Consider the following 17,649-nt stretch of genomic DNA (forward strand, 5'->3'; position numbering starts at 1 on the left):
TTAATTGCTATATTAATTGATCATGCGATAGTACTTTTATTGAATGAAAAAGCGCATCGCCTTGATACTTATCCTTATGACTGTATGTGTGGCGGGGATCACTGGTTTACAGCTTTATTGGAATTATCAGAACTACAAAAGTACCGTGAAGGCTTTTAACCACGATATAAACGAGGCCTTAAATACAGCAGTTGATAAAGAGATAGATCAAAGGCATCAAAAAATAATTGCAAAGTTTAAAGTCTGGCTGACTGATACTGCTTTTGTGCAGATCACCTGTGATACGAATAACAGGCATGGACGTACTGTTTTTCACATGCGGGATACCCATCCCTTTGACAGGGATGAAAAAGGGGTTAATTTAGGTATTACCAAATTTAAAATACAATTAAACAAGATAACTCCCGCAGCTAAAAGGTTATTTATTGATCACTTCGGCGATAATATTCTCAAAGAAGATTTAAAAAAAGGGATCGTTTATAATTATACCCAACGGTTGGGCGACAGTTTACTCACTGTGTATGAGAAAAGCAAACTGAATATAGCGGTGTTGGCTAAGCTGTATAAAGAAGAACTGCGGGCAAAAGATATTAAAACCAGTTTTCTGTTAAATCCTAAAAATGAGGGCAACCAAAAACTGCACTTAACCAAACAAGTGAATACCGCTTTACGCAGACCTTATGAAAAAGAAATGGTAGATGCCGGGTTTCAAAGCCCCGATGCTTATTACCTTAAAGAGATGAAATGGCTGATCATCACTTCGTTATTACTGATCGCCATTACGTTGTTTTGCTTCGCTTATACCGTCAAAACATTATTATCCCAACATAAATTAGCCTTGCTGAAAGACGATTTTATCAATAACATGACACATGAGCTCAATACGCCGTTAGCTTCTATAAAGCTGACCACTGACGCTTTAAAACTATTTGACCATTCCCGCAATACTCAATTGGAATATCTGGACATTATCGGTTACCAAACAGAGAAATTGACAGCGCTAACCGCAGAAATATTAAATACAGGCAAAGTAGATCAGCATATCCGTGAAAATAATGCCACTATCGATCTGAATGAGTTAATTGAAAAAGCCATACACGATCTGGAACCGCAAAGCAAAAGCAATCATATCCACATTCAATATCAACCGTATGCCGACAATGTGTTTGTTAAGGGCGACAGTAGCAGCTTACTCAATACATTTATCAATATTATGGATAACGCGATGAAATATGCGCAAGGAAGGGCCTTACTGCATATTGTTTTATCTGTTAAGCCTAAATACGTGGAGGTCATGTTTAAAGACAATGGCATAGGTATCCCGGAAGAATACAGGGGTAAGGTATTTGATAAGTTTTTTCGGGTGCCCAAAGGGAACAAACATGACGTAAAAGGTTACGGGTTGGGTCTGAGTTATGTTAAACAGGTGGTCGAACAACACCGGGGGACAATAGCTGTTGCTGCAAATAACCCCGCGGGTAGCATATTTACGATTAAACTACCTTTAGGCTAATGGAAAAAGTGCATATACTTTTAGTGGAAGATGAACCGTTCCTGGCAAAAGTAATCAAAGACAGCCTGGAGCAAAGGAATTTTCAGGTGACCTATGCGGAAGACGGGGCCAAAGGCTATAATTTATTTCAGAATGGTGCTTTTGCGCTTTGTATTGTGGATGTGATGCTACCTCATACGGACGGGTTTACATTAGTAAAACAGATCCGTGTTTATGATGATCAGGTACCCGTATTATTTTTGACAGCTAAAACTGCAACTGAGGACGTGATTGAAGGTTATAACAGTGGTGGTAATGATTATCTCAAAAAGCCTTTTAGCCTGGAAGAACTATTTTTAAGGGTTAACGAACTATTGAAGCGGACAACGGTCATGAATAACGCCGATCAAAATAAATTAATGATTGGGAATTATACGTTTTTGCCTCATCAGCAGCTATTACAAATAGAACTTCTGGGAATTAAATTATCTCACCGGGAGGCGTCGTTATTATTATTGCTGTACAACAACAGGAATTCTTTATTAGAAAGAAAAAGCGCTTTAATGACATTATGGGGCGATGATAGTTTTTATAATACGCGAACCATGGATGTGTTTATTACGAAATTACGCAAGCATTTAAGTCGGGATGCTCAGGTTGAAATCTTGAACATCAGAGGCGTTGGCTATAAACTCATTTGTTGATATTTGCTATGAAAATGTATTAATATGCCTTTATAGGGGAATAAAATACCTGATTTCATCAATAAGCAATTGCCCTTTTCTCTTTATACGCATTATCCCAACGAAAAGCAGCTTTGCGGTAATGGAGTGACAGACCTTTGATATGTATATGCAACTCCGCTTTTAAACCCAAGTGAATAATTAGCCATGGCTTTATTTTTCGGGATAGATTGCCTGATTTTCGGTATAGATAACTGCTACTGTTTTACAGATTAAAGCAGCCAAACTTTATAATAACTTTTTTTGTTAAAATCAGGTTATGAAAAAAACAGTTAATGTTGATAAGCTTTATGATCATGCCTACGAGTGGGTGATCAGTTATGGCCCCCGTTTTTTAATGGGTATGCTGGTACTCATTGCAGGGTTCAGGCTTATCCGATGGGTCCAGAATCGCTCGCATAAAAAAATGGACAATAAGGATGTCGATCCTTCCGTAACCCCCTTTTTAAAAAGCTTGATCGGTGTTGCCCTGCGGGTATTGCTGATTATTGGCGTGATGCAGATCATGGGTATCCAGCTAACGCTCTTTACTGCCGTGGTCGCTTCCTTCGGTGTTGCAGCAGGGCTGGCGCTTTCCGGTACCTTACAAAATTTCGCCAGTGGTATTTTGATCCTGCTCCTGAAACCTTTTGTTGTAGGTGATAATATCATTACACAGGGAGAGCAGGGTACGGTCACTTCCATTGAAATCTTTTATACCATCGTTACCACTTTTGATAATCGCGTAGTTATCGTACCGAATAGCAAACTTTCCAATGAAGTCATTATCAATATCAGCCGGGAAGGAAGCAGGCGCCTGGATATTAACCTCAAGTTCCCCAATGGTATTGATATCAAACAGGCGAAAGGCGTGATCAGCGCTGCCATCGATAAATCTGAAAATATTCTGAAGAGTCCCGATAGAAGGATCGGCATTGGCGAAATCCAGTCAGATGGTTATGTGATCAGCAGCAGCGTGTGGGTGAATGCACACGGCTTTCAGGATACTAAGCTAGCCTTGCAGGAAACGATCTTGCAGGACATCAAAGACGCCGGCCTTAAACTCCCGGGGATGTAAAATGACCTATACCCGAATTAAACAAATATCCGGTCCGAATGTTGAGCAAACATGAATATGTCCTGCTCATTATTTAGGAAAATAAAGACCACCTGCCAGCAGCTATCGTTCACGGCGATCACGCTCGTTTTGCTGGCCGGTTGTAATGGCACACACCAGCAAACGCAAAGGAAACACGATTATCCTCAAGGCGGATACTATCGCCAATGCAACGACGCAGCCTGCGGCCGACCAGGCCGCGCTTACGCTGCCGGTGCTGGACGCCTTATTCTATGAGCCGGGTTTTACCGCTTCCCTCAAATCAAAGATCGGGTTGACGACCGGCCCAGATGTAGCGGCTCAAATCTGAGGCCCATGCTTCACTGCGTGAACTCAGCGAGGACGGTAACGCAGACACAAATTCTGCACGTTCACCGCCCAACGTTACCAGGCGCAGATCCGTACGATCCTCGGGGAAGAAAAAACGCAACAATTACAGCAACTGGTGGCGGAACTGTATAGCCAGGGCGTCGGCAGCGCAAGCCGGACCTCTGGCTGATGGGCGAAGTGATCGAAGGCGATTATAACTGCTGGGTCAGTCCATTTATGCTCGATTCCACGACCAATTATGAAGCGTATAATGCGCTTTGTTCCAGTTATAACGACCATAACTATTTGGAGATCGCCCATACGCTGCAGCGGCAATCGGGAGCGGAAGGCGTTTACCGGCAGCTGCTGCTCTATACATTTGCGGACAATCATGACACGACGCGCCTGGCCAGCCTGCTGCGCCAGCCCGCTCATTTATTCCTGGTCTATACGCTCCTGCTGACCAGGCCCGGGATACCCGCCATTTATTATGGCAGCGAATAGGGCGTCGAAGGGGGCAAAGGCGCGCATGAGGATACCGCCCTGAGACCCATTGTACCTTGTATTCCGGATGTCTCTGACAATGCCTTATACCAGCATATCCGGCAGCTGATTACTATCCGGAAAGCTTGTGCTGCCCTGCGCTGTGGAACCTACCGTGAGTTGTACGCCAGTCCGGGCAACTCGCATTCTGCCGGTCTACCGCAGACGAAACGCTGCTCATCGTACTCAATTTAGACGCTTATGCGGCAACTATCCGGCTGGAAAACGTTACCGCCGGAGGCTATCAGGACCTGCTGCGTTCTGATAGCTACTCCGAAACAGATGGGAATTGCTTAATGATAACCATCCCGGCCTGCGCCGCAATGATCCTACCCCGCCATGAAAACATTAAATGAAAAGTCATCCTGGTAATCGGCGCCTCCCCGGGCATCGGTGCCGCAGTAGCGCATAGGCGCGCCGAAGCCGAAGTGATCGTTACTATGCCGACGGACAGGAAGCAGCCGTGGCCACTGCTGAATCTATTAAAGTAAATGGCGGCGCCACCCATTGATTTACGTGAAGCGAAAGAATTATTTATAACGGTTGAAAGGAGATGCGGGATGTCGTCTTTTGCCGTTAGCGGCGGCGGGACTGTCACTACGCAATATTTTACGAATTACGAATTGGCCGAACCATGGATCAAAGCATTCCCCCGTTAGCCCCCAGTTGTCAAACCATTATTTAACGGTTATGTCCGCTGTGACCGCATCCCATAAACTGATTCTGGCTTTTAACGCATCTTTGACCGCTGCTGTCGCCTGCGACCAGCGTAGCGGGTCGTTACCGCATATCCGGGCAGTCATTTCATAAGCCAGGTGGGAATGGTGGTTACCGTCCACCTCGATATGCCGGTGCAGGTAATAACGCAGCAGGTCAGCTTTGCCCGGATGCGCTTCTGCCAGGCGGCCAACCAGGCTCAGGAACATAGCCGGGATCAGGTCTTCCCGGCCGAAAGTAAAAAACGGCGGCCTGACGTAGGTTTCTTGCTGACAGCATTTGAAGGTATGCCGCATAAAGCGGGCCGCGCCTTCCGGCACTTTCGCCTTGACGATGGCCGTCTGCAGATCGAAGCCTTGTTCCAGGAAACCGATCAGTTGAGTGATCGCGGTCGTATTACTGCCGGCCTGCTGCATCGCCCGAAGGTAAAGCTCGAAATGGCTGGTATAATTACCCTGCTCGTCTATATCGCTTTCTTCATCCAGCACGATCTCATTGATCGGGTACCGGGTCTTGGCATCGCCCACTGGCAGCCAGGGCAGGGTCACCGAGGTTAGCCGCGTTTGCAGGGATTTCAGCAGCGACATAAAATCCCAGACCGCATAGACATGGTATTACATGAATTGCTGCAGGTCCTCCAGTGTTTGCAGCCGGGCGTAAACCGTGTGCCCGGTCAGATCCCTGCGTAACGCTTCGATGTCGGATTGTAATTGTGTCAGTTCATCTGGTGACTCCGTATTAATCATGGTGTAAAAATAAATACTATGGTATTATTTTTGCTTGATAGTCATTAAAATTTGACAGTAGTTTATTCGCATATGATTTAAAATGGTTACTTATTCAAAAAAGTGCTGGTTGGGGATGATGATCCGGATATCCGGGAGTTCAACAGTCTGATCCTTGATATGGAAGGATTTGCCGTTTGCGGCCTGGATAACGTACGCGAGGTCCTGGACAGGATACAATCCTGCCGCCCTGATCTGATCCTGCGGATGTGATGCTGGGCGACAGTGACGGACGCGATATTTGCAAAATATTGAAAAATGCGCCTGATACCCGGCAGATTCCGGTCATTATCGTTTCCGCCACCTATGGCTTGCATACCGCGCACGAGAAGCGTTGCGGTGTCGATGATTATATCAGCAAACCTTTTGATGTGAATGAGCTGATCGACCGGGTCCGTAAATACGCCCCTTAATGATTAAATATATGCGCTGGGTTATTGTCATGTAATGTTAAAATACATGGAAAGAGCAGCGCTTTATACCCGGATAATTTATCTGTACCGTACATTGGAAATGACCCTACCCATGATCTCCGGTATGCTGCGTTCCCCCCAGCCCGATCTTGCATTAATCGATGAACTCATGACTTTTCAGCTGGAGGCCTATCACGATATGCGTTTATTGCTGGAACAATATGCGGGCCCCGCCAGCGAATCGCTCGAAAAATACGATGTCCTGTTGCACCAGCTGAAAACGGACTATATCCTGATCGCCTGCGGCATCAGCCGTACTAATGCTGCCTAGTTAAACTTCATTACCTACGACGGGGAGAACTTTATATTTGCGAACTATGAACGAGATCGAGTATTTTAACCTGAACTGGCTAGCCGGATAATCGTCGATCCCCTTTATTTAACGCATTGCCTTTGGCCGCTGATGAATTCTATCGTGCCGTTTTGCCCTCAGGAAAATGATGCCGTGGTGGCCATCCCGGAGTCCCGGGCTATCGAGCATGATGTGGAACAACTGCTAAACGCCATTTGTTCATCACGCCCTTATGCTACGATGATCACGCCCCAATTGGCCCGGGAACTGTTGCTGAAGCTCCTGCTGATTGAGACTCCGGTTATACCGTCGTGCTTTTTCCCCGGTAAAGCTGCAATGCCAGCTCCTGATTTAAGCGGTATACCCACCGTCACCACCATTACTCCGGATGCATTATTATGAGTCGGTTCTGTAACATTTGATAATTTTGCAGCGTCTTAAACGGACACTGATCTTACTATCTATGAAATTCTTCTATCTTTTACTTTTTGCTTCTCTTTTTATCTATAGTCCTGTTAAAAGCCAAACACAAAAACCTGTTACCGGTTTAGGTGCACCGGTAGTTGACAAACGCGTTGAATTAATTTGCATTGCAGCCAGATTGGCTGATTTTGAGGAGTATAGTAATGATTACGATAAATCCTATGTCCGCGACATTCACCAATATTTCGACAAGTATAAAAATCATCCCTTAGTTAAGTACATGCAGCAATTACGGGAAGCTAATGGAATTGGTTATGACGCCGTAGTAACGATGGCCGTTCACCTAACACCGCTGCCGGCGCTTAAGCCCGTGATCGCCTTTAATGATTCCATTCCTGATAAAAGGTACGGCACACCTGCAAACGCACTCAAATTTGCTGCGCTATTACGCGACTTTTATAAAGCCACCAATTTTAAGCATTTTTTTGATATGCATCAGGAGACCTACAAGTCAGTAGTTGAGCGGTTTGCATCGGTATTCAATAAGTTGGATGCCCAGTGGTTTCCGAAGTATTACGGCCTTGCGCCAAAAGGCTCTTTTAAGATCATCATCGGTGTAGGATTGGGTAGTAACAATTACGGCCCGAAGGTTGTATTCCCAAATGGCTCTGAAACGATTTATGCGATTATGGGTGTTTGGCAGTTTGACGATAAAGGCCTGCCGGTATTTGAAGAAGCTTCCCATTTACCCACACTGGTTCACGAATTTAACCATTCCTTTGTCAACAATCTTACACATAAAAATCGCTTTTTGCTGCAAAATTCCGGTAGCAAAATCTTCACTGTCTTACATAGCCGGATGCAAAAGCTGGCTTACGGCGAATGGGAAGCGATGTTTAGCGAATCCTTGGTTCGAGCGTCAGTGGTACGCTATCTCATGGACCATGGTAAGGACAGCGTTGCTGCCGAGCGCGAAATTCAATATCAGCAATCCATCGGTTTCTTATGGATAAGAGAGCTGGTAGCGCTTTTGGGTAAGTATGAAATAAACCGGAAACGCTATCCTACATTAGAAAGTTTTATGCCGGAGATCGTTGAGTTTTACGAGCATACAGCCAGAGATATACCCGTGATCATTTCAAATTATCAAACAAAGCAGCCGCATGTGGTTGCTATTACACCATTTAGTAATGGCAGCAAAAACGTAGACCCTTCAATTACAGAATTAAAGATAACCTTTGACAAATCACTTGCAGGTAAAGGCTACTCTATTAACTTTGGAGAATCTGGTAAAGAGCACTTTCCAATCGTTAAAGTGATCGGCTACACGGACAACAACACGGCGGTTGTCTTACAGTTAGTACTGAAGCCAGATTTTGACTATGAATTCAATCTCACCGGTCGTTCATTCAAGACTGCTGACGGGTATCCCTTGGAAGACGTTAATATCAATTTTAAGACAAAAAAATAACGGTAAAGTAAAATGAGCGGCTGCTTACTACAACACTGCCGACACAAAATTAGCGACACAGGAAAACAGTCAAGGGTATCATACCGCGGCGATAGCCGCGATATGATAAGACCTGTGTAAGTATTTCGATAAAAAACTTTTGAAACCATTTAATTATGATCGAATTTCCTGCACAGGTCATCATTTATCACGGTGAGGTTATCGTTGCTTATTTTTTTAACAGGTAAGCAACGCTGGTTGACTGTCCTGAGGGCGTCATTGTAGACGGAGGCGTAATAAGAAATGCCATTGCGCTAAAGATGAACGCTGATACAATTTTCATATAGGAAGTAAGCAAGTAGGAGTGCAACTTGTACAAAATTTCTTTTTAATGCAAATTTTTGCAAGAGCAGATGAAAGATTAATTAATAAACTTAATATGCCTCACTCAATACCCCTTTGAAAATACCGTTTGTTCGTTGAAATACACCGCAGATTTCAACTAATTATGTAACTTTTGCAGATTTGTTTTAGCATCAATATTGTCCGGTTGTAATGATAATATTTTTTCGTAACATGATTTAGCTTTTCCTCTGAGTCCTTTCACGAGATAGGCGTCAGCTAAACTGTCCCAAACATTAACTGAAGAAGGATAATTTTTTGTATTTATTTCAAAAATAGCAACTGCAACGTCAGGAATATTTCTGTCATGTAGTGCAATATAACCGAGGGTATTTACAAAGCCTTCATCTGATTTAATTTCTACGCCCATTTTTTTGGACATTTCCATGTCATGTTTATTGATCAAATCTGGATTTTTACATACTTCGTTTATATCCAGTTCAAAACCATCAAAAATATAACGAAGTCCATAATAAGTTGCCGGCACTGGAACTGTCAGATGTTTTTCATCTTCAAAATACCGTAGCTTCACATCCACATTGGAAGATGTACTGTTTTTCAGCAACTCATAAAATTCTTGTCCCCATTTATAATGCCTGTTATCTTCCTGCATGTTATTGGCTAATGCTATAAAGACCCGTCCCTTCAGATCCGGTTTTGTTTTTAAAATTTCTCTGGTCCGTCTTCCCACATAGTTATGGTCCCAGAACCATGAAGGATCTATAAGGATATAATAATTGAACAATTCAGGCGATTCCAATAAGCAGTTGATCGCGAACAGGCCACCCAATGAATGTCCAATGATCAGGTTTTTAGATTGGGTCCTGTATGAACTATTGATCCGGGGCATCAGTTCTTTTCCAATGAATTGGGTGAATGCTTTAGCTCCGCCGCTACTGTTAAAAGCAGCGATGTTTTCTGCATCTAAATAATTCAGCGAATGCGTCGGCGTAAAGTCCCTGGTTCGGTCTGTGTTTTCTATAGATACAATGATTAATTCCGGGATTTGCATTTTTATATCCGGTATAGAGTTCATTGACTGTGCTATTCCGGTCACTTCCAGAAATTTGTTTCTCCCGCCATCTAAAACATAAGCTACAAAATACTTTTTGTTTGGGTTGGTTCTGTAAGAAGGCGGCAAATAAACAGCATACGTACGCTTCTCGTTTAAGATTTTGGAATAGACGGAGTACCTTTTGCCAATAGTGATTAAACTATCATTTGTTTGCGCGCTCAACGTGGTACATATAAATAAAAATAGAATGGTAAGTACTGTATTTTTCATGGTAAAATGTCAAGGCTGGTGGGACTGCTGAAAGCGAGCAACTACCGCCAACTCGTATAGCCGGAGTTTTATACCAATAGTTGAAATGCCCTAAAATTTAATGCTGTGGCGATAGATTCATACCTTGTTCAGGTATATATTTATCGTATTCTATTTGTTTTGCAACGGCTTCCGCCACTTCTTTACCTTTGAGTTTTGCAACTAAGTGCAAAGCACCATCTATACCAGCTGATATTCCTGCCGTAGTGATTATCCTGCCATTATCAACATAGCGGACATTTTGAAGTACTTTAGCTTTCGGTACAGCATTTTGAAGATTGGTTATGCTTTTATGAAAAGTGGTAACAGTAAGCTGATCAAGCAGTCCCGCTTTTCCAAGAATAAACGCCCCGGTGCAAACAGAAAAATAGTTTTTAGTAGCACCGTCCCTGGATCTTATCCAGGAAATAACTTCGGGATCATTTGCTGCCACGTCGTCTGACCCACCGAATACCGCAAAAATATCTGTTTGCGGGGCATCCTTAATGCTGTAATCCGGGATGATCTTTAAAATTCCCTGCGACATAAGAGGAGCTTTAGTTTTTGCTACGGTGATGACTTTAAACCCTGCATAGGAAAAAACTTCCATCGGCCCTGCAAAGTCAAGTACCTCTACGCCATCATATAAGTAAAAGCAAACTGTAATTTTTTGATCCTTTACAATTTGTTGGTTTTTCTCCACTAACGTCATCCCGCAATGCGCACAAACACCGGGTTGGTCATAAGTAGTACTATCACATGGATGGTTGCAAGGCGGACAAACATATTTGGCTGCATTGACTTGCGTAAATGCAAAGCATGGAATAAGAAATATTAGACGTAGTAGCTGTTTCATAGTTGTATGATTAAACTCAAAATTAATTGAATACAGCTAAAAAATCAGGACAGCCATAGTAACAATCCGGCCATTTTAACAATGATCATGCGTTAATCTTATGCTTCTTTAACTAACTTTCTCAGCTGGGCCGGACTGCTAAAACCACATTCTTTAGCTACCCAGGCTACCTTATGTTTGGTTTTAAGCAGGTGCTTTGCCTTTTCCTGTCTCAATGATTTAATATATTGCCCGATAGTGCTTCCCGTGACAGATTTGAATAATCGTGTAAGATTGCGCGGACTAATAAAGACTAGTTCGGCCAATTCTTCTATGGTTAGTTTATCACTTAAATGCCTGGTAATATGATCTTGTACCTGATGTATATGATGGTTAATATGTTGCCTGCTTTGCAAGTAAATGCTATTTTGTGCTTCTGTCCCATCTCTGCGTATATAAACAACCATGTCCTTTGCTACAACGCAGGCAAAAGCCGATCCATGCTGCTCTTCAATAAAATAGAGTGCAAGATCGATACCTGTAGCAATTCCTGCACTGGTAAATATCCTGCCACTTTGCACAAATAGTTTATTCTCTATTACTTTAAGCAGGGGGTATTTTTCTTGTAAAGCTGTCGTCCATGCCCAGTGTGTTGTGCAATTGTGCCCGTTTAAGAGTCCGGCAGCAGCAAGCGCAAAGGCTGCCGTACAAATAGAAGATATGGTAGCGCCGGTTGCGGCAGCGGCCTGTAGCCAGGGTATCCAAAGGTGATCATCTGACCTGTTCCATTTTTTAATTTCCATTCCGGCTACAATTACAATGTCATCCTTATGAACTGTTACTGAACTGAGTGGCTCAACATTTGTAAACCCAAGACCCGTTGAAGTTCCCGGATTGATATATGGCGAAACGTACCGTATGTCGTATTTCTTTCCGCAACAACCTGATTCATAAAAAACGGTTACAGCACCAGCCAGATCCAAAAGGTGAACACTATCAAATATGAAAAATATAACACGGTTAGCGCTCATTTTTCAAAGTTAACAGGATAGGAGGTAAAACAAATATATCTTATCGATTATAGGAGAATTTATGAACAACCATGTTTTATAGTGACGGCTTCCGAATATATTTAGAGGCCGTTTTTAGTGTTGCAACTAAGCGGAAACAGAATCTCATTTCTTGTTTAATTTTCCTTAACACAGATAGCCCTCAGTTAAATTACCCTCTACTTCCAGAGCATATGTCTGCGTAGTATTAACCTGCGAAGTCTTAACAGCCTGCTCGAGTTTCTAGAAATAGCTTGAATCAAAAATTCTCAAGGATATCAATTCCGATCAAGGTCTTTATCTGCGTAAGCAAGTGGTTCGAATTATGTCCAGTCTGGGGAACCAATTAATAGCAATTCCCGTGCTTTGGTGATAGGATTTTGTAATTCAGTAAGTCAATAATATAAAAGTTATTAACTATTTTAAACCCTTAATTTTCTATCTTATCTCATTCTAAAACTTGCGTAAGCTTCATTACTGTAAATGCCAAGTGCTTCCCCAGTTGGGTATTATTGTGAGAAAACCGGCTTATGGCGTCATGAATGACTGATTTTTTTTAAATGGGAGAGTTAATGCATGCTATGGGCTTTTTAAACACATTTGACAACAACAACAAATTTACCTTTAAGAATATGAAACAAATATTATAATGGACTGTTTGGATGAACCGCCGATATAATATACCAGTTATCGGTACTTTTCGATTTCAATGGCCTATATTACAAGCAATAGTCAAAAGGAATGAAAAAGAAAACGTTTGGAATATTTAAATTCCTTTTAATGCCGTGCTTTACAATTATGCTTACTGATTGTAACGGGCAAACAAAACAAAACATTAAGCGCGATGCACTAACCGACACAAAAAACTCCGAGATGAAAGAGAAATTTGATGTCGAAGCATTTAACAAACATCAGCAAAGCAATTCCTACGAAGTTGATTTGAAAGATAGCCATGTATCACAATTTAGCTATGCAGACGGGTATGTAGAGGAAATAACTTCTAAGGGCCAGTTATTTAAACGCACTAAAGATTTTTATAAAAACGGCAATATAAAACAACAGGGATTAACATTTATTAAAGGTGAATTTATGAAGGGCATATGGCAGTTTTTTGACTCTTCTGGCAATTTATCTCATGAAATTGATTATGACAGTAGGTATAAATTTACCTGGGACGATGTGCAGCGCTTCCTCCGTGAAAATCGCGTTAATATCCAGGATGTAAATACAAATATTACTAGAAGCTGGAAACAAGGAGAAGAGTGGGTGTGGGTGATAACTTATAAAACTACACCTGATAAAAATGGAAATTATATTCGTACGGTTACATTAAACGGTAATTCAGGCAAGATCCAAAAGGAAGAATGGACAAGGCTACAGCGAAACTAATATCCTGATCAATAACGGAATTTTAAAATCGATACGCGTTTGAAACAATGAGTAAGAATTATTCCGTTTTGAGCAACAAGCAAAGCTATATTGCGCTGCATATAATGTGCGAATTTGCCAATAGGTTCTTACCCAAAATGTTTAAAAAACCCCGCTTGAATCAATCAAATACCCGATACCGGAAAAAGTTCGCGATAGCCAATCGCTGCTGGATATATTAAAAGGCGCCGGTATACCTATGCGTTTGACGATAACAGCAAGCCTTTGATATTTGATGCCGATGTGTACGCGCGCTAAAAAAATGCCAGCACCCCTCAACAAAAAAGCCGATTATCACAATGAACTGACAGACTAGGTTAACTTACGCGTGCTGCGTAATAAATACCCGCATTGGAGCGCATATCTTGATAAAATGGTCATGGGCCCAAATACAGAAAATAATAAAATAGCAAGGCATGTATATGATAATGTTGCAGACAAAAAAAACACACCCTGGGGCAGTTACGATGGTCAACAAATATAAAAAATCGTATTTTCTTACTTTCACTATGCTTTTATTAGTGAGCTTAATGAGTTGTCAATCTCCCACATCTTCTATGAAAAAATTTGAATGGCTGCCTACTGAATGTGCACCAGAGCTATACCCCGCTATTATAGCCAGTGCTTCGTTTATTTTTCCCGATGGCCAAAGAGCCCCTATAATAGGCACCGACCCGATAAAAAATGGTTGGGGCGAAGATGGCACTACGGCAGTTATTGGTGATGAACAAAAACCGGTGCCCGTTAAATTAGAGATCACCTGGCTGTCATATACTGAAAGCAAATTTTATTCAGGGCTTTTTGATTTGCCGGTCGATAAGATCACAAAACTATTTGCAAAGGGTTACACCCACCCTTACACCTTAAAGCATACCTCATACAAAGGTATGGTTGTTGGTATGGCTCCGGGTGGCGTTGTTGTGGTGTGGATACAAGGCATCAACAATCAGGTTGAAATTGGCCGTTACCAGGCACAGCCTTCAAAGATCACCGTAGAGCAATTTATCGCAATAAAAGGCTATTCGAGCGATATGACGCATGATCTGGGTGCCATTGTCGAATCAATAATGAAAGACGAACCCGAAGCCACAGCAAACCTAAAAGCAAAAGGTTTACAATTGGGCTTATGGGATACCTATCGCGAGCGATTTAATTTGAAGCCTGTGGTTTCTTTCGAGCAATCACACAACGCAAAGGTTACTGAGTTGTTTATGCACTTTTATAATGGTGAACAGGAAGACCTGGTAGCTGAAGCTTTACAGAAACCTGATTATGCAGAAAGAGCAAGGCTAAAAAACTTAAGAGTTAAATGGACCGACGAGTGGGGCGGCAAGAAAACCAAATACCTGCTTGAGGTAAAGCTCAACGAAACCGAAGTATTCAAAGCCTACAAAGATGTTTATGGAGACAATGCTAAACAACCGGCCGAACTCTTTATTCAGCTTAATCCCGGGAATAATAAATATCGCCTGTTTTTACAACATGACACCAAAAAAATAGAGTTAGTAAAAGGCGAAGGAAGCATTTATTTGGATGTATAACTTTGTGTTTTTTTATTGGGCTTAATACGTTGTGTTTTATCCAGAATATAACCGTTATGAATTATTTAGCCCTTTTATAAGTTTCTCGCAGGGATTTTCAGTAATGGATATTGGCTTGGCCCAATTGTTATAAAAAGCAGATAATGATTAGAAAAAACAGCTAACTGTACCCCTGTTACCGTGACTTTGCAGTCGCGATACTTCAAAATGTTATTGGGTAGGCATTTCTAGTACGCGCCGTTCAGATTAATCTCGATAATTAAATGAAGCGCATGTTCATCAAAAAATCCTCTAAATCTCTTTCAATACGTTGTTTAGCTTCATCTGAATTCATTTTTTTAGAGCCAAATCTTGATGCTATAGCAAGACATTACGTAATTTTGTGAAGGCTCCCGGAAGATTTAAGAGGCTGTTGGAAATTAAATCCATTTACCATAAGTATGAAGGTATACAGGATTTTGACAGTGCAATTAAATTTTAGAATTGGTAATGATAGTTTTAAGCCTCTTATAATCTTTTCTTATTTCGCTTACCACCCCAATTGAGTATTATTGTTAGTATGGAATATCAAATTGTCGATGAAGTTTTCAGTGAATAATTGCAAAAAAAAGACAAAAAGTCTGTTTTTTAACTGACTACTGCTATTAAAAGTTGTAATTATTGTATAATAATCACATTAGGTTTGTGACGTTATATGAAATCAATATTCTTCGTGCAGAAGTGCTTGTAAACGACCCAAACTATATTATGTTAGGTTTGAAAAAATGAGAGCTATAATCTTCATCTTATGACAGCGGTGCCGCTAACCTTCCTACCAAACGATGCATTGTGTCCTGTAAGCCGCGTGTTCTTTAACGATATTAAGAAAGTGCCATCCCCAATCCGCATTCATCCCCAATTTGCTGCGCTCCTGTATTTTATGTTTTAAGTACGGCGTTTATTGCGTTGCTTTGATTGTTTATCAATTGAATTACATTGAACAAACCCATACAACGATCACTTTATTGGAAATGCCAGCTGATCGGCTGGTCGGTAGCCGCTATTTACTGGGAGTTCCTGGGCTATTCGGACAGTAAAAACTTCAATTTTTTTGTTGGTGCGCTGCAGTATATCTCTGATGTTGCTTTGTATATCTTTATTACTCATCTATACCGAGCTTTCTCGCTTCGTTGCCGCTGGCAACTGCTTAATCTTGGTCAGTTATTAAAAAGGCTTATTCCTACAGTTACTTTTATGGGCTTTGTTTTTATGCTCACTACCATAGTAAAGATCTACTTATTCCACCAGTGGCTTACAGTTGGTCACGCGGGTCCTTTCGTGGTATTTTTTAAAATCAATTGGGTGCAAATAGGAATGTCGGGTCTTAGGCTGATGTCGATATGGTTGCTGGCTTTTCATTTATATTACTACGGCAAACGCGAGATCAATCTGACAAAAGAAAATGCACGACTTGCACTGATCGCTAAGGATGCGCAGTTAAATAATTTGTCCGCCCAACTCAACCCGCATTTTTTTTTCAATTCGCTCAATACCATCAAGGCGCTGGTCATTGAAAGGCCAAAATCGGCGCGACGGGCGATTGACCTGTTATCGGACTTACTGCGAACCTCACTTTATAAAGATGCTACGTTATTGCATACCATACAGGATGAACTTGGCCTTGCTGGGGATTACCTCGAATTAGAAAAACTTCGCCTTGAAGAGCGTCTGCAATTTGAGATTGAATGTGCGCCCGAACTGAACACCATACTGATATTGCGCTACAGCGTACAAGTTTTGGTAGAAAACGCGGTTAAGCATGGCATAAGTAGGCAAAAAGCAGGCGGATTGATCCACATAAAAATCATGCATGATGACGATAGCCTGAAAATTTCGGTTCAAAGTCCGGGAAAACTGCAAACCGGGACGCTATCAGGTGGATTGGGTTTAAAAAACCTGAACGAACGCTTATTGCTTCAGTACAAAGGCGCGGCTGCATTCAGCATCAGCCAGCAATCGGAAAGCGTTTTTGCATACATACTGATACCGGCGATATGAAAAAGATAAGGGTGATCGTCATTGACGATGAGCGTAATGCAAGGAACGAGATAAAGCGGCTCATGGCCGAATATACAGACCTGGAATTGATTGCCGAGGCCCAAAATGCAGACGAAGCCAAAAGCATGATCGAAGAAAAGCAACCCGACGTTGTTTTTCTGGATATACAGATGCCGGAAAAATCGGGATTTGATTTGTTGGAAGCACTTGTGCATGTGCCGCAGGTGGTATTCGTCACCGCTTTTGACCAGTATGCCGTTAAGGCTTTTGAGGTAAGTGCACTGGATTATTTAATGAAACCCGTGCGCGGAGAACGTTTTGCAAAAGCCATCGAACAGGTAAAGCAAAAACTTACTACCGCGCAGGAAGACCGCATTTTTGTTAAGGACAGGAACCAATATCACTTCATCCGCTGGAACGATGTATTCCTTATTGAATCGATGGATAATTATGCAAGGCTTTATTTTGGTGATAAAAAGGTTTTTCTAAAGAGTTCACTCAACCAGTTGGAAACGCGTCTGGACGGATCGGTATTTTTCCGGGTCAACCGTGCGCAGCTCATCAACACCAGGTTTATTGCACATATTCAAACCCCTGCCGATGGAAAAGCAAAGATCGGGCTTACAACCGGCGACTGCGTCGATGTGTCCGAACGGCAATGGGTGAAATTTAAGCTGATGATGGATGCCAAAAATAAGGATGGATAAAAAACCTGCCCTTATCCAATTAAT

General features: G+C 42.0%; 19 protein-coding genes and 2 pseudogenes. 15 read left to right on the forward strand and 6 right to left on the reverse strand.

Annotation, left to right across the window (positions count from 1 at the left end; all coding sequences use genetic code 11):
• Positions 1-43: 43 nt before the first annotated feature.
• The 6 genes and pseudogenes from BLS59_RS27230 (at position 44) to BLS59_RS32740 (ending at position 4,539) form a co-directional block, all read left to right on the forward strand.
• The gene (locus BLS59_RS27230) at positions 44-1,513 is read left to right on the forward strand and encodes a sensor histidine kinase (protein ID WP_091155650.1); all 1,470 of its coding nucleotides are present in this window, start codon (positions 44-46) and stop codon (positions 1,511-1,513) included.
• The gene (locus tag BLS59_RS27235; protein WP_091155653.1) at positions 1,513-2,196 is read left to right on the forward strand and encodes a response regulator transcription factor; all 684 of its coding nucleotides are present in this window, start codon (positions 1,513-1,515) and stop codon (positions 2,194-2,196) included. The genes BLS59_RS27230 and BLS59_RS27235 overlap by 1 nt, the downstream gene beginning before the upstream one ends.
• A 298-nt stretch (positions 2,197-2,494) precedes the next feature.
• The gene (locus BLS59_RS27240; protein WP_091155657.1) at positions 2,495-3,292 is read left to right on the forward strand and encodes a mechanosensitive ion channel family protein; all 798 of its coding nucleotides are present in this window, start codon (positions 2,495-2,497) and stop codon (positions 3,290-3,292) included.
• Between the two features lie 145 nt (positions 3,293-3,437).
• Complete coding sequence (locus BLS59_RS27245; RefSeq protein WP_091155661.1) at positions 3,438-3,641, forward strand: hypothetical protein; 204 nt, start codon at positions 3,438-3,440, stop codon at positions 3,639-3,641.
• A 179-nt stretch (positions 3,642-3,820) separates the two neighbouring features.
• Positions 3,821-4,144, forward strand: a pseudogene (locus BLS59_RS27250) (alpha-amylase family glycosyl hydrolase); the annotation flags it as partial.
• 212 nt (positions 4,145-4,356) lie between these two features.
• Positions 4,357-4,539, forward strand: a complete 183-nt coding sequence (locus BLS59_RS32740; protein WP_091155781.1) for a hypothetical protein — start codon at positions 4,357-4,359, stop codon at positions 4,537-4,539.
• On the opposite strand, the gene BLS59_RS27260 is transcribed toward BLS59_RS32740, so the two are convergent.
• The 3 genes and pseudogenes from BLS59_RS27260 to BLS59_RS32580 form a co-directional block, all read right to left on the reverse strand.
• On the reverse strand, positions 4,452-4,781 hold the full coding sequence (locus BLS59_RS27260; RefSeq protein ID WP_143014257.1) for a hypothetical protein: 330 nt from the start codon (positions 4,779-4,781) through the stop codon (positions 4,452-4,454). The two genes, BLS59_RS32740 and BLS59_RS27260, sit on opposite strands and share 88 nt — an antisense overlap.
• 79 nt (positions 4,782-4,860) lie before the next feature.
• Positions 4,861-5,502: pseudogene (locus tag BLS59_RS27265) on the reverse strand (DUF3050 domain-containing protein); the annotation flags it as partial.
• Between the two features lie 12 nt (positions 5,503-5,514).
• Complete coding sequence (locus BLS59_RS32580) at positions 5,515-5,646, reverse strand: hypothetical protein (RefSeq protein ID WP_262492978.1); 132 nt, start codon at positions 5,644-5,646, stop codon at positions 5,515-5,517.
• Positions 5,647-5,748: 102 nt separating this feature from the next.
• Between BLS59_RS32580 and BLS59_RS27270 the strand changes: the two genes are divergently transcribed.
• The 5 genes from BLS59_RS27270 to BLS59_RS27290 all read left to right on the forward strand — a co-directional run bounded on the left by BLS59_RS27270 (position 5,749) and on the right by BLS59_RS27290 (position 8,344).
• Positions 5,749-5,898 carry a response regulator gene (locus tag BLS59_RS27270; RefSeq protein WP_091155672.1) on the forward strand — a complete coding sequence of 50 codons (150 nt, stop codon included), beginning with the start codon at positions 5,749-5,751 and terminating at the stop codon, positions 5,896-5,898.
• The gene (locus BLS59_RS27275) at positions 5,898-6,098 is read left to right on the forward strand and encodes a response regulator (protein ID WP_091155675.1); all 201 of its coding nucleotides are present in this window, start codon (positions 5,898-5,900) and stop codon (positions 6,096-6,098) included. The genes BLS59_RS27270 and BLS59_RS27275 overlap by 1 nt, the downstream gene beginning before the upstream one ends.
• 46 nt (positions 6,099-6,144) lie before the next feature.
• Positions 6,145-6,429 carry a hypothetical protein gene (locus BLS59_RS27280; protein WP_143014258.1) on the forward strand — a complete coding sequence of 95 codons (285 nt, stop codon included), beginning with the start codon at positions 6,145-6,147 and terminating at the stop codon, positions 6,427-6,429.
• Positions 6,430-6,561: 132 nt separating this feature from the next.
• Positions 6,562-6,852 (forward strand): hypothetical protein, encoded by a 291-nt coding sequence (locus BLS59_RS27285; protein ID WP_091155681.1) that lies wholly within the window; start codon positions 6,562-6,564, stop codon positions 6,850-6,852.
• 61 nt (positions 6,853-6,913) lie between these two features.
• Complete coding sequence (locus BLS59_RS27290) at positions 6,914-8,344, forward strand: DUF4932 domain-containing protein (protein ID WP_091155683.1); 1,431 nt, start codon at positions 6,914-6,916, stop codon at positions 8,342-8,344.
• Positions 8,345-8,825: 481 nt separating this feature from the next.
• On the opposite strand, the gene BLS59_RS27295 is transcribed toward BLS59_RS27290, so the two are convergent.
• From BLS59_RS27295 to BLS59_RS27305, 3 genes are all read right to left on the reverse strand, one after another.
• On the reverse strand, positions 8,826-10,010 hold the full coding sequence (locus BLS59_RS27295; RefSeq protein WP_091155687.1) for an alpha/beta hydrolase: 1,185 nt from the start codon (positions 10,008-10,010) through the stop codon (positions 8,826-8,828).
• A gap of 97 nt (positions 10,011-10,107) precedes the next feature.
• The gene (locus BLS59_RS27300; protein ID WP_091155690.1) at positions 10,108-10,884 is read right to left on the reverse strand and encodes a DJ-1/PfpI family protein; all 777 of its coding nucleotides are present in this window, start codon (positions 10,882-10,884) and stop codon (positions 10,108-10,110) included.
• 98 nt (positions 10,885-10,982) lie between these two features.
• Positions 10,983-11,894, reverse strand: a complete 912-nt coding sequence (locus BLS59_RS27305; protein ID WP_091155694.1) for a GlxA family transcriptional regulator — start codon at positions 11,892-11,894, stop codon at positions 10,983-10,985.
• 891 nt (positions 11,895-12,785) lie between these two features.
• On the opposite strand from BLS59_RS27305, the gene BLS59_RS27310 reads away from it, so the two are divergent.
• From BLS59_RS27310 to BLS59_RS27325, 4 genes are all read left to right on the forward strand, one after another.
• The gene (locus BLS59_RS27310; protein WP_143014259.1) at positions 12,786-13,301 is read left to right on the forward strand and encodes a hypothetical protein; all 516 of its coding nucleotides are present in this window, start codon (positions 12,786-12,788) and stop codon (positions 13,299-13,301) included.
• A 596-nt stretch (positions 13,302-13,897) separates the two neighbouring features.
• Entirely contained in the window at positions 13,898-14,881 is a 984-nt protein-coding gene (locus tag BLS59_RS27315) for a DUF2931 family protein (RefSeq protein ID WP_240315356.1), read from the forward strand.
• A gap of 975 nt (positions 14,882-15,856) precedes the next feature.
• Positions 15,857-16,918, forward strand: a complete 1,062-nt coding sequence (locus BLS59_RS27320) for a sensor histidine kinase (RefSeq protein WP_091155705.1) — start codon at positions 15,857-15,859, stop codon at positions 16,916-16,918.
• Positions 16,915-17,625 (forward strand): LytR/AlgR family response regulator transcription factor, encoded by a 711-nt coding sequence (locus BLS59_RS27325; protein WP_091155708.1) that lies wholly within the window; start codon positions 16,915-16,917, stop codon positions 17,623-17,625. The genes BLS59_RS27320 and BLS59_RS27325 overlap by 4 nt, the downstream gene beginning before the upstream one ends.
• Positions 17,626-17,649: the final 24 nt, after the last annotated feature.

The sequence above is a fragment of the Mucilaginibacter pineti genome (assembly GCF_900101875.1).
In the GTDB taxonomy this organism is placed as follows: Bacteria; Bacteroidota; Bacteroidia; order Sphingobacteriales; family Sphingobacteriaceae; genus Mucilaginibacter; species Mucilaginibacter pineti.